19 protein-coding genes and 1 tRNA gene are annotated in these 26,108 nt (G+C 44.2%); 9 read left to right on the forward strand and 11 right to left on the reverse strand.

Annotated features, from left to right (window positions below):
- The first annotated feature begins 198 nt into the window (after positions 1-198).
- From BHC43_RS06630 to sbmA, 5 genes are all read left to right on the forward strand, one after another.
- A complete protein-coding gene (locus BHC43_RS06630) occupies positions 199-1,449 on the forward strand; it encodes a lipoprotein-releasing ABC transporter permease subunit (protein ID WP_100156866.1) in 1,251 nt (416 codons plus the stop codon).
- On the forward strand, positions 1,442-2,137 hold the full coding sequence (gene lolD / locus BHC43_RS06635; protein WP_100156867.1) for a lipoprotein-releasing ABC transporter ATP-binding protein LolD: 696 nt from the start codon (positions 1,442-1,444) through the stop codon (positions 2,135-2,137). The genes BHC43_RS06630 and lolD overlap by 8 nt, the downstream gene beginning before the upstream one ends.
- A gap of 35 nt (positions 2,138-2,172) precedes the next feature.
- Positions 2,173-3,957, forward strand: coding sequence for an exodeoxyribonuclease V subunit alpha (gene recD, locus BHC43_RS06640; RefSeq protein WP_100156868.1), 1,785 nt, complete (start codon positions 2,173-2,175; stop codon positions 3,955-3,957).
- Positions 3,958-4,096: 139 nt separating this feature from the next.
- Positions 4,097-4,816, forward strand: coding sequence for a 5'-methylthioadenosine/adenosylhomocysteine nucleosidase (locus tag BHC43_RS06645; RefSeq protein ID WP_100156869.1), 720 nt, complete (start codon positions 4,097-4,099; stop codon positions 4,814-4,816).
- 499 nt (positions 4,817-5,315) lie between these two features.
- Positions 5,316-6,518, forward strand: a complete 1,203-nt coding sequence (gene sbmA / locus BHC43_RS06650) for a peptide antibiotic transporter SbmA (RefSeq protein WP_100156870.1) — start codon at positions 5,316-5,318, stop codon at positions 6,516-6,518.
- Positions 6,519-6,745: 227 nt separating this feature from the next.
- Here the strand turns inward: sbmA and BHC43_RS06655 are convergent, their stop codons facing one another.
- Positions 6,746-8,512 carry a cation:proton antiporter gene (locus tag BHC43_RS06655; RefSeq protein WP_100140020.1) on the reverse strand — a complete coding sequence of 589 codons (1,767 nt, stop codon included), beginning with the start codon at positions 8,510-8,512 and terminating at the stop codon, positions 6,746-6,748.
- Positions 8,513-8,884: 372 nt separating this feature from the next.
- On the opposite strand from BHC43_RS06655, the gene fumC reads away from it, so the two are divergent.
- Positions 8,885-10,273 (forward strand): class II fumarate hydratase, encoded by a 1,389-nt coding sequence (gene fumC / locus BHC43_RS06660; RefSeq protein ID WP_100140021.1) that lies wholly within the window; start codon positions 8,885-8,887, stop codon positions 10,271-10,273.
- Between the two features lie 101 nt (positions 10,274-10,374).
- Here the strand turns inward: fumC and BHC43_RS06665 are convergent, their stop codons facing one another.
- The 6 genes from BHC43_RS06665 to BHC43_RS06690 form a co-directional block, all read right to left on the reverse strand.
- Complete coding sequence (locus tag BHC43_RS06665; RefSeq protein ID WP_100156871.1) at positions 10,375-10,818, reverse strand: META domain-containing protein; 444 nt, start codon at positions 10,816-10,818, stop codon at positions 10,375-10,377.
- Between the two features lie 90 nt (positions 10,819-10,908).
- Positions 10,909-11,745: an RnfABCDGE type electron transport complex subunit B gene (locus tag BHC43_RS06670; protein WP_100152429.1), complete on the reverse strand. Its 837-nt coding sequence runs from the start codon at positions 11,743-11,745 to the stop codon at positions 10,909-10,911.
- 127 nt (positions 11,746-11,872) lie between these two features.
- Positions 11,873-13,279 (reverse strand): efflux transporter outer membrane subunit, encoded by a 1,407-nt coding sequence (locus BHC43_RS06675; RefSeq protein ID WP_100156872.1) that lies wholly within the window; start codon positions 13,277-13,279, stop codon positions 11,873-11,875.
- Complete coding sequence (locus BHC43_RS06680; protein WP_100156873.1) at positions 13,276-14,517, reverse strand: HlyD family secretion protein; 1,242 nt, start codon at positions 14,515-14,517, stop codon at positions 13,276-13,278. Before BHC43_RS06680 ends, BHC43_RS06675 begins: the two co-directional genes overlap by 4 nt.
- Before the next feature lie 24 nt (positions 14,518-14,541).
- Positions 14,542-16,221: an MFS transporter gene (locus BHC43_RS06685; protein ID WP_100156874.1), complete on the reverse strand. Its 1,680-nt coding sequence runs from the start codon at positions 16,219-16,221 to the stop codon at positions 14,542-14,544.
- A 780-nt stretch (positions 16,222-17,001) separates the two neighbouring features.
- A tRNA-Thr gene (locus BHC43_RS06690) sits at positions 17,002-17,077 on the reverse strand.
- 188 nt (positions 17,078-17,265) lie between these two features.
- Between BHC43_RS06690 and BHC43_RS06695 the strand changes: the two genes are divergently transcribed.
- Positions 17,266-18,504, forward strand: coding sequence for a uracil-xanthine permease family protein (locus BHC43_RS06695; RefSeq protein ID WP_100152432.1), 1,239 nt, complete (start codon positions 17,266-17,268; stop codon positions 18,502-18,504).
- A gap of 398 nt (positions 18,505-18,902) precedes the next feature.
- Here BHC43_RS06695 and BHC43_RS06700 read toward each other — a convergent pair whose 3' ends face one another.
- Positions 18,903-19,106, reverse strand: coding sequence for a cold-shock protein (locus tag BHC43_RS06700; RefSeq protein WP_025330479.1), 204 nt, complete (start codon positions 19,104-19,106; stop codon positions 18,903-18,905).
- 226 nt (positions 19,107-19,332) lie between these two features.
- Between BHC43_RS06700 and clpS the strand changes: the two genes are divergently transcribed.
- Both clpS and clpA read left to right on the forward strand, forming a co-directional pair.
- Positions 19,333-19,638: an ATP-dependent Clp protease adapter ClpS gene (gene clpS, locus BHC43_RS06705; protein ID WP_100140028.1), complete on the forward strand. Its 306-nt coding sequence runs from the start codon at positions 19,333-19,335 to the stop codon at positions 19,636-19,638.
- Positions 19,639-19,777: 139 nt separating this feature from the next.
- The gene (gene clpA, locus BHC43_RS06710; RefSeq protein WP_100156875.1) at positions 19,778-22,072 is read left to right on the forward strand and encodes an ATP-dependent Clp protease ATP-binding subunit ClpA; all 2,295 of its coding nucleotides are present in this window, start codon (positions 19,778-19,780) and stop codon (positions 22,070-22,072) included.
- A gap of 244 nt (positions 22,073-22,316) precedes the next feature.
- Here the strand turns inward: clpA and BHC43_RS06715 are convergent, their stop codons facing one another.
- From BHC43_RS06715 to BHC43_RS06725, 3 genes are all read right to left on the reverse strand, one after another.
- Positions 22,317-23,900 (reverse strand): sulfatase-like hydrolase/transferase, encoded by a 1,584-nt coding sequence (locus BHC43_RS06715; protein ID WP_100156876.1) that lies wholly within the window; start codon positions 23,898-23,900, stop codon positions 22,317-22,319.
- A 7-nt stretch (positions 23,901-23,907) separates the two neighbouring features.
- Entirely contained in the window at positions 23,908-24,909 is a 1,002-nt protein-coding gene (locus tag BHC43_RS06720; protein ID WP_100156877.1) for a 2Fe-2S iron-sulfur cluster-binding protein, read from the reverse strand.
- 190 nt (positions 24,910-25,099) lie between these two features.
- Positions 25,100-25,891 (reverse strand): basic amino acid ABC transporter substrate-binding protein, encoded by a 792-nt coding sequence (locus BHC43_RS06725; RefSeq protein ID WP_100140235.1) that lies wholly within the window; start codon positions 25,889-25,891, stop codon positions 25,100-25,102.
- Positions 25,892-26,108: the final 217 nt, after the last annotated feature.

Here is a 26,108-nt window from a genome sequence, read left to right on the forward strand (position 1 = left end):
CTATAAAATATTTAAAATGTTAAATGTAATCAGTTATTTGAATGGTTTAGTTTACTTGAGATGAGAGATGCTTAACTGTTGCTGGTGTAAAACGATTGTTTGATTAACGAATATTAACATTATTATTGTAAGTGTTGAGCATGACGCTGCTCGTTACGCTCGGGTACAATCAGTTTTTTCTATTGAAATTTTTTACTCATGGCATCTCTGGAAACATGGATTGGTTTACGTTATTTACGGGCCAGGAAACGTAACGGGTTTATGTCATTCATTACCGCAGTGTCAATTGCTGGTATCGCACTCGGAGTTACTACTTTGATTGTGGTGCTGTCGGTGATGAATGGTTTTCAAAAAGAAATTCGTAATCAGTTACTCAGTGTCGCTCCGCATGCTGAAATGGGCTTTTATGAAAATAGTCTGGATCAGCATTGGCAGGATTTGCAAAAGTTAGTACAAGGGAATCCACAGGTGGTGGGCACGGCACCCTATGTAGCGGACCAAGCTTTGTTAGCCAATGCCGGCGAGGTACGTGGAGTGCAGATTCGTGGCATTGATCCCGCACTGGAAGGTAAAGTAGTGGATTATGGTGCCGGCATGCCCAAAAATGGTTTTGCTTCACTGAAATCTGGTGAATTCGGTATTTTGTTGGGCAAGGATTTGGCAGAGGCGCTGGGTGCTAATATTGGAGACAAAATCACTGTTATCACGCCTGATGGAAATGTCACTCCCGCTGGCATGGTGCCGCGCCTGAAACAGTTTACTTTGGTAGGGGTAGTAAAAACCAAGATTTATGAAGTAGATAATACGCTGGCTTTAACCCATATTAGTGATGCTCAAAAGCTTTACCGGCTAGGAAATAATGTAAGTGGTCTAAGGTTGAAACTGGCTGACCCACAAAATGCACCAGATGTGATTCGCAAAATTGTGCCACCTAAATTACAGAATGAAATTTGGATTCGTGACTGGACTTTTCAAAACCGCAGTTATTTTGATGCAGTACAGATGGAAAAACGCATGATGTTTATTATTTTGCTGCTAATAATTGCGGTGGCTGCATTTAATCTGGTGTCTTCATTAGTGATGGCGGTAACTGAAAAGCAGGCAGATATTGCTATATTACGCACTCTTGGGCTTTCCCCAGCCGGTGTGATGCGTATTTTCATGATTCAGGGCGCAGTAGCCGGTTTTCTGGGTACTTTTTTCGGAACCTTGTTTGGTGTCACTCTTGGTTTGAATATTGGCCGCATTGTTGCCTTTTTTGAGCACCTAACTGGTAAACATTTGATTCCATCGCAAATTTATTTTGTTAGCTACCTGCCGTCGGATGTGGAGTTTACTGATGTTTGTACTATTGCGGTGATTTCCTTGCTACTGGCTTTTGTGGCTACGCTGTATCCGAGCTGGCGTGCTGCCAAAACTCAACCGGCGGAGGCATTACGTTATGAATAAGCTGGAATATGTGATTGAATGTGAACATGTCAGTAAAACTTATGATGATGGCCATTTACAGGTATCGGTACTGGATGATTTGAATTTCAAAATCGGGAGTGGCCGAAGTATCAGTGTGGTGGGCGCTTCCGGCAGTGGTAAATCCACTTTACTACATCTTTTGGGTGGTCTGGATACACCCAGCTCAGGCAGCATTCGCCTAATGGGGCGTGATATTACTGAGCTGAGTCAGAAAGCCATTGGTCAGCTGCGGAATCAGTATTTGGGTTTTGTATATCAGTTTCATCATTTGCTGCCAGAGTTTACTGCGCTGGAAAACGTGATGATGCCTTTGTTGATTGGCCACATGCCCAAAGCACAGGCGGAAGAACAAGCAAGAGCTATGCTGGATAAAGTGGGTATGAAACAGCGTTTGGCGCATCGTCCTGGTGAATTATCTGGTGGTGAGCGGCAGCGTGCTGCCATTGCTCGCGCTTTGGTTACTCATCCAGCCTGTATTCTGGCGGATGAACCTACAGGAAATCTGGATCGTAAAAATGCCAGTAATGTGCTTGATATGATGCTCGATTTGCAACATGAGCTAGGCACCAGTCTGGTAGTGGTGACCCATGATGATGAGCTTGCTGTACGTTTTGATGAGGTATTAACGGTATCAGATGGGAAATTAATACCTTTTGCAGCAAACTGAACTGTAGGGTTAATGGCTGATGATGGTTGCAGTGTATGGCAAATGAAATAACAGTGCAGGCAGGCTCTGAGCAACCCGACCATCCGGCTCTGGCGGCAATGACTCAGGTGCTGGGTGCGGTTGTTCCGGCTGAATGGGCTGTGATGCAACCTTGGGCTAATGCACTGTTGTGGGCGTTCAATCGGGGGGACAGTTATATTGTTGTCCCACGCGAATACCGGACATCTGTCCGCAATTGTCGGATGCTTGTAGGTGCAGCTGGTGCGTATACGCCATTTATTTTGCTGGATAATCATTTGTTTTCAGGCCGTATCTGGCAACTTGAACAGGATATTGCTGAGAATCTGTGGAAACGCGCAACAGTGAAATCTGTACCTTTAGATATGGAGGCTGTGGCTGTTGATCTGGCTGAGTGGTTTCCTGATGCAGACAGTGCACAACAGAGGTTTGCAGCGGCGCTGGCTCTATTACAGCATTTTGTGGTTATAAATGGCGGGCCGGGTACCGGAAAAACGACTACTGTTGCCAAAATTTTGGGATTAGTGCTCAAGCACGCATGGAAATTATCACGTCCGCCGCATATTGCTTTGGTGGCGCCTACCGGTAAGGCGGCAGCACATATGGCCAATGCCTTGCAGCGAGCTTTAAGTAAACTCCCTTTAGATCAAGACAGTAGACGTTTGCTGGGACGGCTTGGCGGTCAAACAGTACACCGGCTGCTTCAGCTACAACCGCCTCTTTTAACAGGCCCTTATGATGCTGAGCATCCTTTACCGGTGGATATTCTGGTAGTGGATGAATCCTCAATGCTGGATTTATCTTTGTTTCGGGCATTGTTGCGTGCTCTGAAAGAGGATGTTCGCCTGATATTGCTCGGTGATGCTAATCAGCTTCCAGCTGTTGGTGCTGGTAATGTATTAGCAGAGTTGTCGCGGCCGACAGTGTTGTCTCCTGCCCTAAAAGAAAATCTTACCACGCTGCTGCCGAATCAGATTCTGCCCGAAACCAGCAGTGAGGCTGGAATGGCAAGTCATGTGGCTACATTGAGTCACAGCTACCGTTTTGATGCTACGCAAGGTATCGGTGCTTTGGCGACTGCCTGTATTAAAGGTGATGATGAAAGTGCTATGAATGCCGTCAGCCGTTTTCCGGCACAGTTGCAGGTGCGATCGGCTGATTGGCAGCGGATGTGTCATGATTTGTATGCTCTGCATCAGCCATGGTGGCAGGCCGTGGCCGATCATGATGTTGATGCCGTTTTTAGCCATCTAAATGATATTATGGTTTTAACAGCTTGGCGTGCTGATGCTGAAGCATTTAATCGGCATTACCGGCAGTTTTTGCGTAGTCGGCTGCTTCTGAATACTGATAGCTGGTTTGCTGGTTTACCTATCATGATTACTCAGAATGATTATGCGGTGGGTTTGTATAATGGCGATATAGGTGTCATTCTTCCTGATGAAAACCATTCTGGTCACCTGTGTGCCTATTTTAATGATGGTAATTCTTTTCGTTCGATGGTTCTCAGCCGTCTGCCTCCTTACGAAGATGCCTTTGCGATTACGGTACACAAAAGTCAAGGTTCGGAATACGATAGTGTATGGTTTGTGGCTCCTCAGACTAACGCTGCAGCAGATGACCCACTGTTTAATCGAGCGCTTTTTTATACTGCGTTGACTCGTGCTCGGGAGCAGTTTATTTTCTGTGGTACTGCCAAACAAATGGTTCAGGGAATTAAAAATAGCCAGCAACGACGCAGTGGGCTGGGTGCTGCTCTGGCTGGAAAAGCATTACAGCAGTCGCAATTGTCTTTATTTTAATTCTGCTACTAAATGTGAAATCAAATTATTTGGATAGGTTTAGGTAACAGTGAAATTGAAAGCATTCATGCCTATCTGGCTGTACAAAGTAAATTCTGCTATCCTGTTTTTATCCAAAAAATATGACAAAGATTGAATGATGCCAACACCTTTAATTGCCGTTATTGCTGCCATGCAGCCTGAGCTGGATTATTTACTAACTCAATTGGATAAACGTCAGGATGATGTGGCTGGGGCAGTGCATTTTTATCAAGGTGAAATTAAGGGTGTGCGGGTAGTGCTGGCACTCAGCGGAATAGGTAAAGTTAATGCGGCACTGACAACAGCAATCATTATTGAACGATATGCACCTGATTATGTGATTAATACGGGAAGTGCAGGCGGTCTTAAAGCTGGTATGCAGATTGGTGATGTGGTGGTAGGACAAGAAGTAGCTCACCATGATGTCGATGTTACCGCTTTTGGCTATGAATCTGGTCAGGTACCACAGCTGCCACCTAGATTTAAAGCTAGTCAGCTTTTGGTTGAAGCAGCTACTTGCGCGGCGCAAGTATTCACTGGTGCACATATCCATACAGGCTTGATAGTCAGTGGAGATCAGTTTATTGGTACTGCCGAGCAGAACAGTGCCATCAAAAATAAATTTGCTGATGTGCTGGCGGTGGAAATGGAAGCCGCTGCCATTGCTCAGACCTGCTATCAGTTGCATATCCCGTTTGTCATCATCCGAGCCATTTCCGATAATGGTGACGCTAATGCTGCCATCAGTTTTGATGAGTTTTTACAGCAAGCAGGCCAAAATTCTGCACGCATGGTAATTGATTTAATTACTTTAGGTCTGCAAAATAGCCCTGAATGATATGAAAAATTAAGCACTACAGGAACGTGATGTCGGCTGTACGTTAGTTTGCTTGCACCGTTTAAGTATTTTTGATGCTTAAAAATATAATAATAATGGGTTTGTTTCTTTGCTTTTTATAGTGAAATAAGCTAATAAATATTTAATATAGAGGATAATTTTTTTGTGGAAAAAATGGCATATTTTAAAATTTCTAGCCATTGCTCATTTTCTGCTGGTGGATTTTTTGAAACGTAATTTTCACGAATAAATCCAAACCCATTTTAAAATGGATGCTCTAAGCCAAATTGCTGTGCTTAACACATACAGACACAACAAACAGATATTTAAACTAAATCCGTGTCTGGCTTAACTATATTGATTGACTTTGCAAGTCACTCGCTTTTTAATAGCTTCTTTACAATCTCCGCTGATGCATGCATGTGGCTGGTGACGCACGAGCTGACATTGTTGAAACCATCTTTTTTTAACCGGTAGTTTTTTTTGTCAGGATGAAATTGTGTTCCAGTCGTTTTTTCCTAAGCCTCGTTGGTTTTTTTTGTCTGCCATTTTGTGGATTGGTTTAAATATTGCTCTCTGGTATACAGGAGGTAAGTCTGCAGGTGAATGGTTCGGCTTTCCGCAAGGCTATGCTGATAAGCCTCTGGCCATTGGCCTTTCACGTTTTTGGTCGCCTGCTTTTGTGTGGTTTTATATCTGGTTTGTGCTGGCTACGTTGATATTCGCGGTTTTCTGGTCGGTGGTGGCACGCCATCCATGGCAGCGTTGGTCTATATGGGGTTCGGCATTAATTCTGTTTAACATCTGGTTTAATGTGCAGGTAAGTGTGGCGATTAATGCCTGGTATGGACCGTTCTGGGACATGATACAGAAGATGCTTAGCAGTGGTGGAGGGCCAATCAGTAATATTTATCAGAATATGCTGACGTTTTTGCTGATTGCGATGGTTTCGGTGACTATGATTATGCTGAATGCTTTTTTTGTCAGCCATTATGTGTTTCGCTGGCGCACTGCGATGAACCAGTATTATATAGACCACTGGCCAAAATTACATACAGTAGAGGGAGCCTCTCAGCGAGTACAGGAAGATACAATGCGTTTTGCCACTATTGTGGAAGAATTGTGTGTCAGTCTGGTACGGGCTGTGATGGTGCTGATTGCTTTTTTACCGATTCTATTTGAATTGTCGAGCCATGTACCTGTGCTTGCATTGATTGGTGAAATTAAATACTCGCTGGTTTGGGCGGCGATAGGCTGGTCTTTATTTGGTACGGTACTGCTGATGGTGGTGGGGATTAAGCTACCGGGATTGCAATTCAATAATCAGAAAGTAGAAGCAGCTTACCGGAAAGAGTTGGTATATGGAGAGGATGATATTACTCGCGCCCAGCCAGCTACGTTAAAAGAGCTTTTTGAGCGGGTGAGGGTGAATTACTACCGATTGTATTTTCATTACGCCTATTTTAATTTGGTGAGTACATGGTACATGCAGTTGGATAATTTATTCGGTTTATTCATATTATCTCCGTCGATTGCAGCAGGCACGATGACTTTAGGGCTAATTAATCAGATTCTGAACGTGTTTGGCAATGTGCGTGATTCGTTCCAATATCTGATTAGTTCGTGGAAAACCATTATTGAGCTATTGTCGATTCATAAACGTTTGAAAGCTTTTGAATCGATATTAAATACTAAAAATTAATATTTATATTTTTACGATATGGTTTACACATAAAACCATCTTATATTAATTTTATATCAGGCAGAAGATTTATCTGGCAATGCTTACATATTTGCTGGCACCGAGTGCGGCAGACGTGTCAGTATTAGCGCTTGTTGGATTGGCCGGAAAATTAGCTAATTGTAATCTGATTCAGACAGCAAATCATTTAATGAGCCAATGTTCGCTGAGATTTCCGGAACCGATGCTCAGTAATCCAATGCAATTAATCTTTTGCCAATGGCAGATGCTGGCTGAAATTCACTGCTGATGATATATAAGGTATTGTTTTTATCCTGTAAGAACAGAGGAATTGCTTGCGGATGGTCTTGACAGTACTGCTGATAGTTGTAGGCTGCAGTAATGTTGGTAATTTTTATCCGAGCCTGCTTGTTTAGCATGTTTTCCAGCCGGCCGAATGTCACCTCTTTTTCAAACAGTTGGCGGGAAACAAACTGATGTTGTTTCTGGGCGCGAGCGGTTAAATGCTGTTCTTCGGCAAAACGGATACGGTAGATATTCTGCTCGCCGAATTCATGCCGAAATTGGAGTTCACATAAGGTATTCAGTTCTTTATCGCGGCTGACGGCGAATAAATGACCAATGCCAATTAGGTCGAGTTGTGTCTGTGCATTTTCTGATACCGGATTACCGAAATAGGTGCGAAGACCCTGCATGCGGGCACGGGCAATCTGTATGTAGTGATAATCGGCAACCAAAACATCGATATTCAGTTGTTTTAGGGTATTAGCCAGCATCAGGGCGACATCATTGCTGCCAACAATCAGTACGCCGTTATTGGCTGGTTCGCGTACTTTCAAGATGATAGCAATTGTTTTTGCGCCCAGCCCCTGAATCAACACGGTACCAATAATTATTAGAAATACCAATGGTGCCAGTAATTCTGTACCGGCTAAATGCTGGTGCTCTAAACGCATTGCAAACAATGAGGCAATCGAGGCTGCGACAATACCACGCGGTCCGATCCAGCTTATCATTAGTTTTTCCTGCACGGTTAAACCGGAGTGAATAGAAGAAAACCAAACGGCCAACGGACGCGCAACGAACATGGCAATCATCAGTAGCAACAATCCGTGCCAGCCAAGACCAAGTAGCGCAGCTAGGTCCATACGTGCGGCAAGAATAATGAATAATGTCGGAATAAAGAGTAAGGTAAGGGATTCGTTAAACGCCAGAATACTTTGGCGTGGAAATTGGGGCCAGTTAGCTAGTGTAAGTCCTAAAATCGTTACCGTGAGCAAGCCGGATTGGCTTTCCAGATAGTTGGAAATAGAGAACAGAATAAGCACAAATGCGAAGGTGACGACGTTGCGCATGTATTCCGGCAGCCAATAGCGTTTGATGGCATTGGCGAGAATTACAGCACCCAGCCCGCCACAGATTACAGCAACTAGCACAATTTTGCTAAAAAGCAGCAGTGAATTTTCGTGGCCGTTGGAAACTATGTACTCATAGACGAGTACAACGGCAATGGCGCCGATGGGGTCAATAATAATGCCTTCCCAGCGCAGAATATTGGCAATTTTTGTACGTGGCCTGACGCTGCGCAGCATGGGCGCGATAACGGTGGGGCCGGTGACACAGACGAGGGCGCCAAACAGTATAGCCACCCGTATATCCAGTTTGAACAACCAGTAAGTAGCTAGTGATAATACTGCAATGGTAATGAGGGTGCCAAAGGTCACCAGATTTTGAACTACACGGCCATGCTGGCTGATTTCGTGAAATTGCAGCGTAAGGGCGCCTTCAAACAAGATAATGGCTACACCTAAAGAAATACACGGAAAAAGGAGGTCGCCCATGACTTTATCAGGCTGAAACCATCCCAGCACTGGCCCAATGATTATGCCAGTGAACAACAGAAACAGTACGGATGGTTGTTTCAGATACCACGCCAGCCATTGTGCACCTATGCCCAGTGCCAGTAATGCTGAAAACTGAAAGGCTATATCCATTATTTTATATGTGTTGTTTGGTAGTTTCTATTCTGCCACAAACTGTTCCCTCTATTATTTTTTTTCATAATTAATAGCTGTTAGAGTGGTATGCAGTTAGGATCTTAGCTTAGGAATTTATATCTAAGTTCAGTTTAGTGTTGATAGGTAAATGATGTTGGAAATTTATAATCAAATCTTATGTTTATATTAATATCTATTTACAAATGTGATAAATTGGTGGCTAAGATAGCTGAATCGCTGCACAATTAAGCTTCTTTAGAATGGGGATTAAATATATTCCAGAGGGTCTGCGAGTGTAGTTAATGCCTGACCGCTGCACAAATATTTGTTTTATTTTAAATAAAATGTGTGCGCAATCATGGAGACGTTATGAATACACGTATTGAACATGACAGCATGGGTGAGATCGCTGTATCTGAAAATGTTTATTGGGGAGCGCAAACTCAGCGTAGCCTGCAAAATTTTGATATCGGTGGTGAAACTTTGCCGCCAGCCATGATTCAGGCCATGGCTTTGGTAAAAAAGGCAGCTGCATTGACCAATCAGCAGCTCGGACGCATCAGTGATGAATGTGCCGGACTGATTGTACAGGCGGCAGAACGTGTTTTGGCTGGCGAACTGGCAGACCAGTTTCCTCTGGTTGTGTGGCAGACTGGTTCTGGTACGCAGAGCAATATGAACATGAATGAGGTTCTGGCTAATGTGGCTAACGAAATTGCCGGACAGCCTCGTGGCAGCTACAAACCAGTGCATCCAAATGATCATGTGAATCATGCTCAATCTACCAATGATTCATTCCCGACAGCCATTCATGTGGCTACAGCTATCCAAATTAATCAGCATTTGTTGCCAACAGTAAAAGCATTGAGAAACACATTGGCGGCTAAAGCTGAAGCCTTCAAAGATATAGTTAAGATTGGCCGTACACATTTGCAAGATGCAACACCGCTGACATTAGGACAGGAATTCAGTGGCTATGTTAGCCAGTTGGACCATGGTCTGGAACGTTTGCAGCAGGCATTGCATTGGTTGTATGAATTACCATTGGGCGGTACTGCTGTGGGTACTGGCTTGAACAGCCATCCGGAATATGCGGTAAAAGCGGCAGCAAAACTAGCGGAACTGACCGGTTTACCATTTGTAACTGCACCAAATAAATTTGAAGCACTTGCTGGCCGTGATGCTGTGGTGTTTGCTTCTGGTAGCCTCAAGACACTGGCAGTAAGTCTGAACAAGATTGCTAACGATATCCGCTGGCTGGCCAGTGGCCCGCGCTGTGGCATTGGTGAAATTACTATTCCAGCCAATGAGCCTGGCTCAAGTATTATGCCGGGTAAAGTGAATCCTACTCAGTGTGAGGCTATGACGATGGTCGCAGCACAAGTAATGGGTAACGACACGACGATTACAGTAGCCGGTGCGTCCGGTAACTTTGAACTGAATGTGTTTATGCCTGTGCTGGTGTTTAATATTCTGCAATCAGTTCGCTTATTGGCAGATGCATGTAATAGTTTTAATCTGCGTTGTGCGGAAGGTATTGAGCCAGTACGTGAGAAAATTGATGCCAATTTGCATCATTCACTAATGCTGGTTACAGCTTTGAACCGCCATATCGGCTATGAAAAAGCTGCTAAAATCGCCAAAACTGCCTATGCGCAAAATACCAGCCTGAAACAGGCTGCTATTGAGCTGGGTTTTCTCACTGCCGAAGAGTTTGATGAGTGGGTGATTCCTGAAGATATGATTGCTCCGCATTAATTCAGAGTAATTAAATAGCCACATTGTCGCGGACGACAATGTGGCTATTTTGTTTTGTAAGTGCTTGTAGATTATTTATTGCTAATAATGTAATGGAAAGCTTAATGTTGTTCGATGTCAGCGTCTTTTAATAAACGAGCTTCGACACGTACATAGTGCTGTTTATCTAGCAGTTGCAGCCGCACTCCGGTGGTATCGTTGATGATACGCCATGAATTAACGAAACCGAGGGTACCGGTACCGGTGCGTTCATCTTCGATGTTGGCACACATTTTATCGATACCGAACGGTTGGCTTAGATGCAGAGTGTGACGAAAATCTCGGTAGTTACCTTGGATATGATTACAGCCAAAAAAAGCATAATATTGGTGTGTATTTGGGTCGAAACGGATTCGAGCGCTGGTATCAGGAGTAGGCTCACCATTTAAAGTACGAATTTGCCAGTTACCGGACAGATAACGGGTATTGGGTTTGTCTGCAATGGCGCAGGCACTCACCATCAACAGGGCAGTCAGGGTAGCTAGAATCAGTTTCAGCTTTTTCATTTGTTTAATTTCGTTAATTTATACAGCTAAATTATTTTAATTTAGCCTGTAATTTTAGCATTTTTATTTAATTTTGTCAGGTTAAGCGCATTATTGTTGGGATTCGTGCTGTTGTTTGTATAAACGCAGCCATTCCTGTGCCTCTGCTTTTTGCTTTTCATTTCCATACTGGAAATCACGCATGGCACGGCGGTAGCTGGCCTGTTGCTGAGCTTTGGCAATCTGCTGTTGCTGAAATGAGTCGTGATTATCCGGCACACGTCGTTGCTGCTGCTGAGTATGCGCTTTAGCCATGGCCTTGGCAATCAGAGCCGCTGGATTGATGTTGCTTGCTGAATTTAATTTAGTTGTTGTGGCTGTGGTTTTCTTCTGCCGTGCCTGTAGTTGCTGTTGTTTTTGTTTTTGTAGACGATGCAAGCGTTCGTTACGGTGTTGGAAACGGGTATGAGCTTGTTTAGCAGCGGCAAAGCGCTCATTTTGAATATCTTCAGTTAAAAGACGAGAGCGGGGTAACCATTGGTCTGCTACTGGCTGCATATGGATACAGTCTACCGGACAGGGGGGGAGACATAATTCACATCCACTGCATTCGCTGGTAATAACAGTATGCATTTGCTTGGTTGCACCAAAAATGGCATCTACTGGGCAAGCTTTGATACAGGCGGTACACCCAATACATTCGTCTTCATCAATGACGGCTATAGCCTTAGGCTGCTGAGCTTTATTGGTGTCAGCAGGAGGGATAACCGGTACATTGAGTAATTGCGCCAGATCACGGATAACGGCTATACCTCCCGGTGTGCACAGATTAATGGCCGCCTCGCCTCGGCTTAATGCCTGTGCATAAGGAGCACAACCCTGATAGCCACATTGCCTGCACTGGGTTTGTGGTAATAGCCGGTCGATGTGTTCTGAAGCAATAAACATAATAAAACTGATTAAACGAATACTAATTAAAAATCAATTTTAACATACTGGGTGTTGTGCCGATTTGCAGCAGGGTGCTGACTGACCGTTAAAAAATTATGCTTGTTTCGAGAAATAAGTCCAAATATCAATGCTGGGTATCAGTGTTTATGGCTGGTGTCCAGCCGCCACCCAATGCCTGATATAGTGAAACCTGTGCGTTTAGGTAATCCGCTTTACTCTGAATTAGCTGACTTTCTACACTGAGCAAATTGCGCTGACTATCCAGTACGTCTAAGTAAGGTGAATATCCGGCATGATAGCGGTTGCTAGCGTGATGCAGAGCACTAGCCAGTGCTTTCTGCTCCATTTCCAATGCTTGTTCCTGTTCTTGCAAACGGTAGCTAGCGGAGAGCTGATCTTCCACTTCTTTTAACGCTGTGAGCACGGTTTTTCGATAATTCCATGCAGCTTCGTTGCGTCTGGCTACATTCAAATCAAAGTTGGCCTTGATACTACCGCCTTCAAAGATGGGTGCCAGTATACTGCCGCCTATACTCCAGACGTTTACCGGTTCTTTAATCGGAGCAGTGGAAAAAATGCGGCCAAAAGTAGCACTGATTTTTACTGACGGTAGAAACTGTGCTCGCGCTAAAGCCAGATTGGCATCACTGGCAGCCAGTAATAATGAAGATTGAACTATATCTGGACGATTCTGCATCAGTTCAGATGGCAGCATGTCAGGAATGGCCGGTGCTTGCAGTTGGGATAATGGTAAACCACGCTCAATGGTGCGGCTGCTGGAACCAACCAGCATACTCAATGCATGTTCTTGCTGGCTGATACTCGATTGGACTACTGGAATCTGCTGCAATGTGGCGGCATACTCTGCTTGTGCCTGATTTAGCTCAAGTTTGGATGTATAACCAACATTGGCTTTGGACTGGGCAATTTTCAGTTCGCGCTGTCGTGCATCTAATGTTTTTTGTAGCAGATTGAGTTTTTCATCCAGAGCTCGTAGGGTAATATAGGATTTCACTGTGGTGCTGATTACACTCAGGTGTGTTGCTGCTTCGGCCGTTTCAGTGGCTTGTCGGTTTAAACGGCCAGCCTGATAGGCATGGCGGTTTTTACCAAATACATCCAGTTCATAGGCGGCCTGAAAACTGGGCTGTTCTACTCGTGTTAAAGTGGCTACTCCAAACGCATTCAGGCTTTTCTGGCGGGTGGTCCCACCGCTGGCCTCCAGTGTGGGTAGCAACGAGGCACGCGAGGCGTGTTCCTGAGCCAGTGCTTCCTGAACACGGGTCTGAGCCAGAGCTAAATCAATATTGTTTGTTAGAGCTTCATTGATGAGCTGATCCAGCACAGGGTCATTCAGCTGTTTCCACCATTGAGCATCTGCGTTCTGACTAGTTGTTGTGGATTGTTCGTGCCAGTGAGCGGGGGCTTGTACTCGTGCTGTGGCCGGTACAGCCGGTATACGAGGAATACAACCGTTGAGGCTGATAGCCATAGCCGTAAGTAAGGATAACTTAATCAATGGGGCGTTCATGCTTTCACCCTAGTGGTATCAATACTGACTACTACCGACATGCCGGGGCGCAGGCGTTCAAATAGTTCATTATGGTTATCGATACGGATGCGTACGGCAATGCGTTGCGGTACTTTGACAAAGTTGCCAGTGGTAGTATCAGGTTTGATGGCGGAAAATTCACTGCCTGCAGCTGGTGAGATTTTTTCCACTGTGCCTCTGATTTTGGCGCCGTTTAATGCGTCTACGGTAAACCATGCTGGCTGACCAACTCGAATATTGGCTGTCTGAGCTTCTTTGAAATTGGCCACTACCCATTTGCGTGCCGGTACCAGAAACATTAATTGTGTGCCAGCATTTACTAGTTGGCCATTTTTAACGCTGATTTCACTTAGACGTCCGTTTTCCGGCGCTCTCACTACCGTATTGGACAGGTCAATCTGTGCCAGACCTAGCTGGGCATGTGCATTATCCACATTGGCTTTCAGGCCGCCCTTATTGACATGGGTGCTTTTCAGGTCTTCCTGAGCAACGCGGTACTGGGCTTTGGCTTCTGCAACGCCGGTTTGTGCCTGTTTTAATGCGGCACGTGTCTGGTCACGCTCACGCAAAGACAGAGAGCCATCTGCCACTAGCACATTTACCCTTGCCATATCGGCCTGTGCTTTTTCCAGCTGAGCCTGTGCGTTGGCTATATCTGCTTCTCTTGCAACCAGATTGGCTTCTTTGATACGTCGGTTTTGTTCGTAATTAGCTAGGGAGCTATCTTGCAGACCAATTCCGGCTTCCGCAGCCGCTACTTTCTGTTTATAGATGCGATCATCTATCTGAATAAGTGGCTGTCCAGCTTTTACTTCGTCAAAATCCTGTACATATACTTTGGTAACATAGCCGGTGACCTGTGGGCTAATGATAGTGGTCTGGCCTCGTACATAAGCATTATCGGTAGAAACCATGGAATTGCGAAATGGTGGCAATTTCCATGCGCGTAAAATCATTAGTACACCCAGCATCAGCACCAGCACCAGCATAGCGGTGACAAACCATTTTCGTTTAGGCGGCTGCCACTGATTGGGTGACGTGTTATTCTGGCCGGCGGCCGCAGCACCGTTATTTTGATTTGAACTGGTCTGTTTGTCACCTGTCTGTGCTGATGAAGAGGCGCTGCCTAAATTTTGGGTGGCAGATGCCGAGGTTTCAGGCTTGTTTGTTTCGGTATCCGGTTTTTGTCCGGATGTGTTTTGTGGTGTGTTTGTCATTATTATCCTAAATATTATTTTAGCTTATTGTTTGGGCGGTTCCTGCATCGCGCGCTGGCGTGCTGCTGCAAAGCCTCTGAGTTCTTTTCCGATAGGGTTGGTGCCATGTAGCTGATGCCACCAGCGTTGTGCGCCAACTACTAGAAAACAGATTAATGAACCGATGCCTACGGTAACGAATAAATCATTGTAAGCGGCTACTTGTGCCAGCATGGTATCTTGCTGAATCAATTTACTCACGCCATATGCGTGATTCCATGTGCTGTCGAAGCTGAATCGCTGGCTGGCTTGCGCATTTTGCTGGATAAGCTGATTAACCTGAGGGTCAGTTAAATAGGAACCATCGGCGCTATTGATTAAATGCACACGGGTACGGATGGTGATAAAGGCGTTCAGCAGAGCTGAACCAATTAGACCACCGACCGTTTGTGAAAATCCAAATACAGCGGAGAAGCTCATGATGTAAACAGGATCTTTGGCGAGCGCGCGAATCATACCCTCCATCATTACAGGACCGAAAAAGAATAATGATGCAAAAGCAATCATGAATTCTGGTAGGTAAAAATTCACTGGTCGCGACCACTGATTTTGTCCAACTTCCATAAAGCTGGCAATGGCGATGATGGCGAAGGAAATCACCAGTGGTAATTTAATATCGGTAGGTTTGAATGTTAGTACGCTAGTCATTAGTCCCAATGCTGCGCCACAAGATGTTACGGCATAGAAATGAATCATCTGATCGTTACTTAGACTTAAGGCTGTCATTAGACCAGCTGCACCCATGTTTTGCTCGGACAGGGCTACGCGGATAAGTGAGCCGAAAACCAATACCTGCAACATGCCGTTGGTATGCATCATCCATTTGATATCAAACATTGGCCGCTTGCGGTTGTATTCAATAATTACGGAAAGCATACAGCATACAACGCCGGCAACAAACAGCCAGCCAATCCAGTCTTTGTCCCACCAAACAATGCGTCCTTGCACTGCACCAGCGGAAATAAAGGCGATACCTGCAGCCATTAGAGGAAAACTAATTAGGTCGATTTTTTCGAATGATTTTTCCAGATAGCCAGAAGGAATAGGAAGTAGCCATACGGCTCCGCATACCAGCAACGCCATGCCAAGCTGAAAGCTGAACACTAGCTGAAATTGTTCGTGCTGCAACAGCAAAGGGGAAAGAAATCTGGCCAGCGGCTGGCTTAGCTGGGTCAAGCCGAGGCCGAGTAGTATGCCTTTACCGCGATGTATAGCGGGCATGGCTTGCATCATGTAGTACATGGCCATGCTATTTAAACTGCCACCTACGAGTCCGCTCATGCCGCGAGCAAATAATTCCATATGATAATCATGGAAAAAGAATTGCAGGCAGTTGGTAATGATTAGTCCCGTAACGATATAGCTTACATAACGTGGCAAGCCGAAATTCTGTCGAATTTTAAACAGTAAGACGCTAATAATGGCACTAAACATGTAATAAGAGACTTGTATCCAGCCTCCTTGCTCGGGTGTCAGCCCCAAATAGCCTTGAATCTGAGGAATATTGGCCAGCATCATGCCATTGGTAAATCCGGCAGTTAAGCCTACGATCACGCCGATGATGGCATAGCAGACGCGGCGTTTCCACGGATGATCCGGAAAAGAAGGGGAACCGGCCATCATTGGGCGTTCATGCGGTTTTAACTGATAGGTAGTATGAGACATGAGTTGATTATTGCAAGTTACATTATGCTGAGTCGGCCACAATTAAAAACGCCATCCAGTAATCCTGAGCAGCTCAGGTGGATGGGCGATATTGGTTCAGCTTTTGCATATTCTAAAACAAATTATTGGTTTCTGCTAACAATAATTTAACAGATGTAATAGTTACTTGAGATGAAGATAATTGATTAACAATTTATTTTAATTAAATTTTTTGTTATTTGCTGTATTGAATTATTAATTTGTGATGAGGGTGTTCTAATATGAATTGATTAATAAATACTAAAATTTATTAATCAATTTTATTTATTGGTTGCATCTAATGCAGTTGGATAGTATTGCCTAACAATATTTTTTTTGGACATGGTCAAGAGTTTAACAACACAACCATTATTTTAAAGTAAATATAAATGCCTGAATTAATTGTTTCAGTTATCAATTATGTAAATTGGGATGAGTTATGGCTGTTTTTATGGGTGAAGGTGCAATATAGCGTTGGGAATGACTTGAAAAGCAAGATACTCAATGGATTTGAAGGAGTGGGAGGCTTCTTCGACTCTAAATCTTCAGAAAATAAAAAGTCAGTCTATTATTTGTACTGGATGATTTGTTTCGGCTGGCTTAGCTGTTTAGCGTTGTAATCCATAGGTTGTATGGCGGATGCGTTATTATTAGATTAGGTGTGTAGAAAGGAAAACTTAGATTGTGGACTGATATTCGAGAGATGTAATGATTAAATTGCAAATAAAAAAGCGTAATCGTTTGATTACGCTTTTTTTTAACTGGTGCCGGCACCAAGAGTCGAACTCGGGACCTTCTGATTACAAGTCAGCTGCTCTACCAACTGAGCTATGCCGGCTAAAGAGAGGCGCATTATGCGCAATAATGAACAAATACGCAAGAGTTAATGGAAATTATTTTTTAAATTTACAAATAAGGCTATGATTTAAAAATTAATTAAATTATTCAAGCTTTAGCTGATTGGCGACAAATTATAACTATTTTTTATTTGGTACTAGACTATAATGAAGAGTTTTTGATTATTTTATGGGGAGTGTCTGGGTGGGACACCAATTTAAACTAGCGCTGGCCGGCGCACAAATTTTGTTTGTGGCCTTTGGTGCCATGGTTCTGGTGCCGTTGTTAACAGGGCTAAATCCAGCTCTGGCGCTGATGGGTGCGGGTGTTGGCACATTATTATTTCAGATTTGTACTAAACGTAAGGTGCCGATATATCTGGGTTCTTCGTTTGCATTTATTGCCCCGATTATATATGCCATGCAGGAATGGGGTTTGGGTTCGACTATGTTTGGCCTGTTTGCTGCTGGCTTTATGTATTTTGTCTTTGCTGCGCTGATTAAGTGGCGCGGGCTGGCTTCGGTGCACCGTTTGCTGCCGCCGGTGGTTATTGGTCCGGTGATTATGGTAATTGGGCTTTCTGTGGCAATGGTAGCCTGTAATATGGCTATGGGTAAGTCCGGTGATAAACAAGTTGTGGATTATGCGCATTCGCTGTTTTTGTCAGGTTTTACTTTTGCGGTAACAGTAATTGTGACGGTATTCGGCAGTAAGATGATGCGTTTGATTCCGATTCTGATAGGCGTGGCAGCCGGTTATATAATGGCATTGCTAACCGGAATGGTGGATACCAGTGCTATGGCTGCGGCGCCGTGGTTTGCTGTTCCCCATTTTGCTACTCCGCAAGTTAATTGGCAGGCTGCGCTGTTTATGCTGCCGGTAGCGATTGCGCCGGCTATTGAGCACATTGGCGGAATTATGGCTATTGGTAAGGTGACGGGTAATGATTATGTGAAAGACCCCGGTTTACATCGAACTTTAGCTGGAGATGGTTTGGGTGTGTGTATTGCCGGTTTAATCGGCGGCCCTCCGGTAACAACCTACGGTGAAGTTACCGGTGCGGTGATGATTACCAAGAATAGTAATCCGGTAATTATGACATGGGCAGCTGTGTTTGCGATTTTAATGGCCTTTTTTGGCAAATTTAATGCTTTTCTGAGCTCAATTCCGTTGCCTGTAATGGGCGGTATCATGTTGCTACTATTTGGCACGATTGCTTCTCTGGGGCTAAAAACACTGATTGATGCTAAAGTGGATTTAATGCAACCGCGTAATCTGGTGATTGTGAGTTCTGTTTTGATTGTGGGTGTAGGTGGCATGGTTGTGAAAATCGGTACCATGGCTTTTGCTGGTGTAGGACTATGTGCTTTACTGGCGATAGTGCTAAATTTACTGCTTCCAGCCGGAACATCCGTTCAAGCAGAATAACTATCAGATTTGAGTTGAAGACCGCAGCTTCTAATAGGCTGCGGTTTTTTTGTGCAGATCGGTAAGAAGTTTAGATAAATAGAACAGCAGGGTGGTTAATATGGTTGCTTATGAAATTGTATTCTGATGGGGAATGGATAGGATTTTCTGAATCAGGACATTATTCAGGTTTTTTAAATACATAAATTAAAAATCGGACCAGTCATTTATTTAGCAAATTCAGTTTCTTATTTGAATTCTATTAAATTTGATGTGTCTAAACTAACTAACTGGCCCTAATTGAGCTGATATGAATAAATGACAGGCTACTGGTAATTGCAGAATGTAAGTATATTCAGTATCAAACAGAAAATAGCGGCATTGCCGCTATTTTTGTCTAACCGGACAACCGGCTAAGATTAAGCTGCCTGAATGTTGGCCGCTTGTTTACCTTTTGGACCGGTGGTCACGTCAAAAGATACGCGTTGACCTTCTTTCAAGGTTTTGAAGCCGTTCATATTGATTGCAGAGAAATGAGCAAACAAATCTTCACCACCTTCATCAGGTGTAATAAAACCAAAACCTTTAGCGTCGTTAAACCACTTAACAATACCAGTTGCCATGAAACTTCCTATACATAAAAAACAAAATAAAGAACAAGTTTGCGACACAGTAGAACCTACAAATTAGTGAACAGGTGTACAACTATTTGTTTGGCAGTCTATGTCTGACTTGTTAAGTAGTCTTTTTACATAGGTTAAGAACTAACGTCAAGCAAGCTTACCGAAAAATGATAAAATTATTAAAACCGTTACTAAAAACCCACAGATACATGTAGATTTATGCACAATGTCAAATACTAGAACACAAACTGTTAGCCAGAATCAGGAAAGCATGTTAAAGCCACCGAAGCGCTATAAAGTGGTATTGTTGAATGATGATTACACACCGATGGATTTTGTGGTAACTGTACTCATGGAAGTGTTTCATTTGCCACATACTCAGGCGATTGCCATTATGCTGATGGTGCATGAGTCTGGACGCGGTGTGTGTGGGGTGTTTCAGAAGGATATTGCCGAAACCAAATGCAATCAGGTGCTTGAACGTGCCGAAGCGGCTGGCTTTCCTTTGAGGTGTCTGACTGAAGAAGAATGAGATGTTGTATTAAAACCTAGATGCCACGGTACACTCGGCGGGTGTTACTTGATTTTTAACGTGAGTGCTTCATGTATATGCTGATAATGCTGTATGTTGCATTCTGAATTGAAAATGTTACTTTGTCAGGAGGTCGGGTATGATTTCGGCGCAACTAGAAAAAATTCTGCAGTATGTTTATGCCGAGGCTCGGAACCATGCGTTTGAGTTTATTGGTGTGGAGCATTTACTGCTCGGCCTGTTGCAGCAAAGTGAAGATGTGAGTGGGGTGCTACGGGCTGTAGGAGTGGATAATGAATTGCTAGCCAAACAGCTTCAGCAAAGTATCCATGAGAATACACCGGTGTTGCCGGAAAGCGTGGCAGAGCAGTCTGAGTTGGAGCCTACGCTTGGATTTCAGCGTGTATTGCAGCAGGCAATTGTGCATGTACGTGCTGCGCATACTGAAGGTAAGGTGACACCTGTGGATGTTCTGGTGGCTATTATGTCTGAAAAGGACAGCCATGCTGTTTATTTTCTTGAATCGCAGTCGGTGAACCGTCTGGATGTGCTGCGCTATCTGACACTTGGTAATCATAATCCGGTTCAGAATAAAAATACTGAACAAAATAATGAGGCAGATGCGGGCAACGCTGAAGTAAAAGCTTTAGAAAATTATACTGTTAATCTGAACAGGGAGGCTCTTGCCGGCCGAATTGACCCGCTTATTGGCCGTAATGAGGAGATGCAGCGCCTGATTCAGACTTTGTGCCGGCGGCGTAAGAATAATCCTTTACTGGTAGGTGAAGCCGGTGTGGGTAAAACGGCACTGGCAGAGGGGCTGGCTTATATGCTGGTACATGATAAGGTGCCAGAATCTATCAAAGGATCAGTGGTTTTTTCGCTGGATATGGGCGCTTTGCTTGCCGGTACTAAGTATCGCGGGGATTTTGAAGCACGGATGAAAGCCGTTATTAAAGAATTGGGCGAACTAGATAAGGCGGTATTGTTTGTAGATGAAATTCATACCATTATAGGTGCCGGCAGTGTGTCTGGCGGCACGATGGATGCGTCTAATTTGCTTAAGCCGGCATTGGCTAAAGGTAGTATGCGCTGTATTGGCGCCACAACTTATCAGGAATACCGTACTATTTTTGATAAGGATCATGCTTTAAGCCGACGATTTCAGAAAATAGATATTGTAGAACCATCGGTAACTGAAACGGTGCAGATATTACAAGGGTTGCGACCTGCATTTGAAAATTTCCATCAGGTACGCTATACGCGAGGTGCGCTTCAGGCAGCTGCTGAGTTGTCTGCTCGCTATATTAATGAGCGCTTTCTGCCAGATAAAGCTATTGATATTATAGACGAGGCCGCGGCAGCACAAAAAACCCAGCCGAAATCCAGACAACGTAAAGTTATCGGCCGTGCTGAAATTGAGGCGATTGTGGCAAAAGTTGCACGTATTCCAGAAACCACCGTTTCACATGATGATAAGCAGGTATTGCGCTTTCTTGCTGATAATTTAAAAGCAAAAGTATTTGGACAAGATCAAGCTATTGATGTACTGGTGGCGTCTATTAAAATGGCGCGCTCTGGTCTCAAACAGCCTGATAAGCCGATTGGCAGCTTTTTGTTTGCCGGCCCGACCGGCGTTGGCAAAACTGAAGTTGCCAAACAGCTGGCGCAGCTGCTGGACTTGCCTTTGCTGCGGTTTGATATGTCGGAATATATGGAACCACATGCTGTTTCGCGTCTAATTGGTTCTCCGCCGGGTTATGTGGGCTTTGAGCAGGGCGGATTACTTACTGATGCAGTCAATAAGCAACCATATTGTGTGCTGCTACTGGATGAAATTGAAAAGGCACATCCGGATGTGTTCAATGTGTTGTTGCAGGTGATGGATTATGCCAATCTTACGGATAATAATGGACGCAGTGCGGATTTCCGGAATGTTATTCTGATTATGACCACCAATGCCGGTGCTGCTGAATTGGCTAAGCCTAATTTGGGCTTTACAGGAAAGCGCGGACAAGTCGATAGTCTGGCCGTTATTGAGAAAGCGTTTTCGCCTGAATTCCGCAACCGTCTGGATGCAATTGTGCCATTTACGGCTCTGGATCAAGCGATAATTGCGAAAGTCGTGGATAAGTTTTTGTTGGCACTGGAGCAGCAGTTGCTGGCTAAACAGGTGGTGGCAGAATTTACACCAACTTTACGCAGCTATTTGGCCAAACACGGTTTTGATGCTGCATTGGGTGCTCGTCCCATGCACCGGTTGATTCAGGAGCGTATTCGTAAGCTGCTGGCTGATGAGTTGCTCTTCGGCCGTCTGAGTGAAGGGGGGGATGTATTGATTGATTATTTGCCGCAGTCTGATGAAGTGGAGCTGGTTTTTTCTACCGCCAATCAATCCGGTTCTAAGAAAAAGGAATCGGTAACAATTGAATGATTTGATTAAGAAAGCTAAAATTAAAATAAAAAAAAGTGTGGCGAAACGCCACACTTAAACACACACATCAAGAGGAAACCAATCAAAGTAAATTCATTATAATGTTTTCATTTGAGTGTGTTTTGATACAAATCAAATGAAAATGTTTAAGAAAATTAAATCAAAATTAATGTTATATCCCTGCTGAATAAATTGGGCAGGGATATTTATTTTTTATTACAGATAGTTAGTATAGTGAGTTTATTTACTGTAAATCTGCAGGCAAAGGATCATTCCGCAGCTGTTTGACGGATTGTAAATGCTGGTTGAAGTCGAGAACTTGCGGATTGTTACTGTTTGTCGTGCTGAAAAACTGATTGGCAAATGGTAGTTGTGGTGAGTGGATGCCCAGCCATTGTGCAATTCCGTCTAATAGTTCCAGCCCACTACGCTGAGCCTGATTGTGTGTCTGCCGAGGCTGACCACTGTTGATAATGACTAACGGGACATGATAATTCTGATAAAAATGGTCGTTGTGGCGCAGGATGCTTGAAGAACGTACTAAACTGTTTTTCTCAAAAGTGTTTTTGTCATGACTCAGGCCATGGTCACTAAAATACAACATGCTGAAAGGCTCACCATTTTGCTGCAATGTTGTATATATCTGGCTTAATAGAGTGTCTGTCTGACGAATGGTATCGATATAGCAATTACTATTGTTATTTTCCACATAGTGCTGTGGCGGGTTGGGTAGCCGGTCGCATGGATTGGGATGAGAACCCATAATGTGCAATACAATCAGGCGGGACTGACCAGCAACCAGAGGCTGAGCCAGTACTTTCTGCAATGGCTCAATGAGCTGATTATCATAACTGCGTTGGCCGAAATCGTAGCCGGTAGTTTTTAGAAATGTGACGTGATTGGCCTGATGAGCAATCGTTGAAATGGATGTATCGTATTGTCCAAGTGCCCCCTGATTTGACAACCATGCTGTATCCATACCGGCTTTTTTCGCCAGAGTAATCACATTATTCTGAATTGAGAATGATTTACCATGGCTAAGGGTAAGACCATGTAAGAGCGAGATGGGCGTATTGGGACCGGCAGACAGCATGTTATCCATGATGATGCTGGCGTGCTTGTCCAGAAATGGGGTGTCCGGATATTTGAATCCGTATAGATGTAAATAATCTGCGCGGGCACTTTCACCAATAATCAATACATAGTTGCGGTATTGCTGTTGACTACTGCTAATTTGCCAATTATCTGGTTTAGCTAAGTCGGCTTTCATCTTTGCTAGTTCGGCGAAGTAGGCACGTGGTTGCAGATAAGCATCGGCCAGAAATTCTATTGGCTGTGCACGTAAGGCAAATCCACCGGTAGTATAGCCTTTGCGCGCTGTCTGTACTGTCATTACCATTAGTACGATTACAAACGGAATAGCCCAGTAGCCGCGCCAGCGTGGGACAGCCGTATGGCGGCTGAAACGCATAATGAGTAGCGGTATAGCGGCCAGAACAATTGTCATTACATAGGTATGCCATGATATGGCTGCTATGTATTCACTTGCTTCACTGGCTGTGGTACTAAGTAATGAAGTGACGATGCCAAAACTCGGTCTTCCGTACAGAGTCGCAGTAGGATGATAGAACAGAACAATGATTGCGCTCAGCCACATCATGATGCACCATAGTCGTGAGCAGAAACGTTGCAATAATATGCTGACCAGCCATGTTTCAATTATGCGGTTAGGATTTGGCGGGTAGGCCAGTGCATAAATCATTACGATGCTGTAAATAAGTAAGAGTAATACATTCAGTGCATAATGTTTACGGGGTGTTAGTTTCATAGATCACTCAGACAGCTGGGGTGAAGTTATCAGCAAAAAATGCGTCTTCAGGCAATCCAGCCTGATTTGTAAATAAATTTTTGGCCTGATGTATCATTTGCGGATGGCCGCATGCATACACTTCATATTTATTCATATCTGGATGAGCAGCCAGTGCCGCATGTTGAACATAGCCACGTGCACCTTTCCATAATGCCGAGGGATGCGACAATACTGCTGACCACTGTGCCTGTGCTAACTCAGAACAAAGCTTATCCAGCACGGCAGCATCATACAAATTTTCTTCTGCTGCCATACCCCAGTATATTGATACCGGTAGTTGAAATTGCTGTTGTTTCAGTGTTTCCAGCATGGCTTCAATCGGTGCAATACCGGTACCGGAGGCCAACATAATAAGTGGTTTTTGCTGGCTGTTTAACTGAAAATTGCCCAGTGGCCCGTGAAAATGCAGAATGTCTTTCGGGCGCAAGCGGCCATCAAAGAGTTGTTCGGAAAAGACGCCACCATGGTGACGTCGTACATGGATAATTAACTGCCGGCGGTTTGTGTCAAAACCCGCTATCGAATAACTACGGCGCTGATTATCGGATAGCACAATATCGATATACTGGCCGGCAGTGAAATGAAATGGTTTTCGCTGTGCCAGCTTCAGCGATAGGATGGCAGTATGGCCACAATAGCGAATATCTTCAATTCGTGCAGTCAGCGTTTGTACTGGTTGAGCTGAATGGCCATTATAGTTGGGCAAATATAGAGTTAGGTCTGTTTTGGCACTTTGGCAGCACAGTAATATATCCTGCTGATTTGTGTCATTACTGTTCAGGGCAGACTGTGGGTTGATTTCAGTAGTTTGACCCTTGACTAGCTGAGCTTTGCACGCTCCGCAGCAGCCACTTTTACACGCATGCGGCAGCATGATTCCCTGATCGATTGCTGCCTGTAGCAGCGATGCTCCCTCTGGTGCCTGAAAAGTTTCACCGGCTGGTAAAACCGTTATTTGATAACTCATTTTAGTTTTAGCTTATTTTAACGAGTTGGCTATTTTAGAACGCTGTGAAATAAAAGCCAAATGTGCAGATGCGTTTTGAAGAAATGGAAACTAAAGTAGATATGGCTTTGGCCAGAATGTTGACCCATACAGTTCAGCCCGCTATTCAGGATAACGGGCTGTTTTTTTTCTTCTGAATGCAAATTAAAGTTTAGTTGGAAAAGTATTTTGCGTATATTTTGTCATATTCGCCACTAGCGCGGATTTTTTTCAGTGCATCATTCAGTTTCTCCACTGTGGCTGTATCGCCTTTGCGAACCACAAAGCCGTAATGGTCAACACCGAATTCGGGTACCTTATTAATGGTGAATTTATCAGCACCGTTGGCTTTAACATAATTACTGATTACGGCACCATCGGATACCATGGCTTCTACACCACCATTTTCAAGCTCTTTGATGGCTAGGGGCACGCTGTCAAAACGGGCAATTTTTGTGCTTTGCGCACCCAATACTTTTTGTACTGCCAAATCACCAGTTTGGCCTGTGGCTACGGCTACACGATGCATATTATTTAATTCAGCCAGCGAATGGAATGTTTTGGCTTTTGGTGTGAGTACCATCATAGAAATATCAAAATACGGGTCACTAAATAGCATACTTTGTTTACGCTCATCAGTGATGGTCACACCGGAAGCCACAATGTCTAGATCGCCGTTGTTGAGGCTAGCAAATAGTCCATCCCATGGCTGATCTTTAAACTGTACTTTGAAATTGCCAGCTTTGGCCATGGCGTTGAGCAAATCAATATCAAAACCGGTGAGCGAACCGTCGGCTGTGCGGGATTCAAAAGGTGCAAATTCGGCATTGGTGCCAACTATATAGGTTTTATCTGCACCGGACTGAGCAGGTGCAGAAGCAGAATTGCTGTTGCTGCCACCACAGGCAGATAGTATCAGTGCAGAACACGCGGCTACAGCGGTCAGCCAGTATTTGATTTTCATATACACTCCCTGAATTCTATTGAAATTATTGGCTGAAGGCTGCTTACCATACAATGGTTTGCATTTCAAAATATGCATCCTTATCGCCATGTATGGCTTGATAGTAACATATTTCACTGTTGATACAAGCTTTATCCGTACACTGTGATACTGCTTAGCGGTGCTATAATCCCGCTTTCATGGAGACATGACTTTACATAATTTTGTGCTGGTGTAA

Origin of the sequence: Snodgrassella alvi (genome assembly GCF_002777855.1) — a bacterium.
Lineage (GTDB): Bacteria > Pseudomonadota > Gammaproteobacteria > Burkholderiales > Neisseriaceae > Snodgrassella > Snodgrassella alvi_E.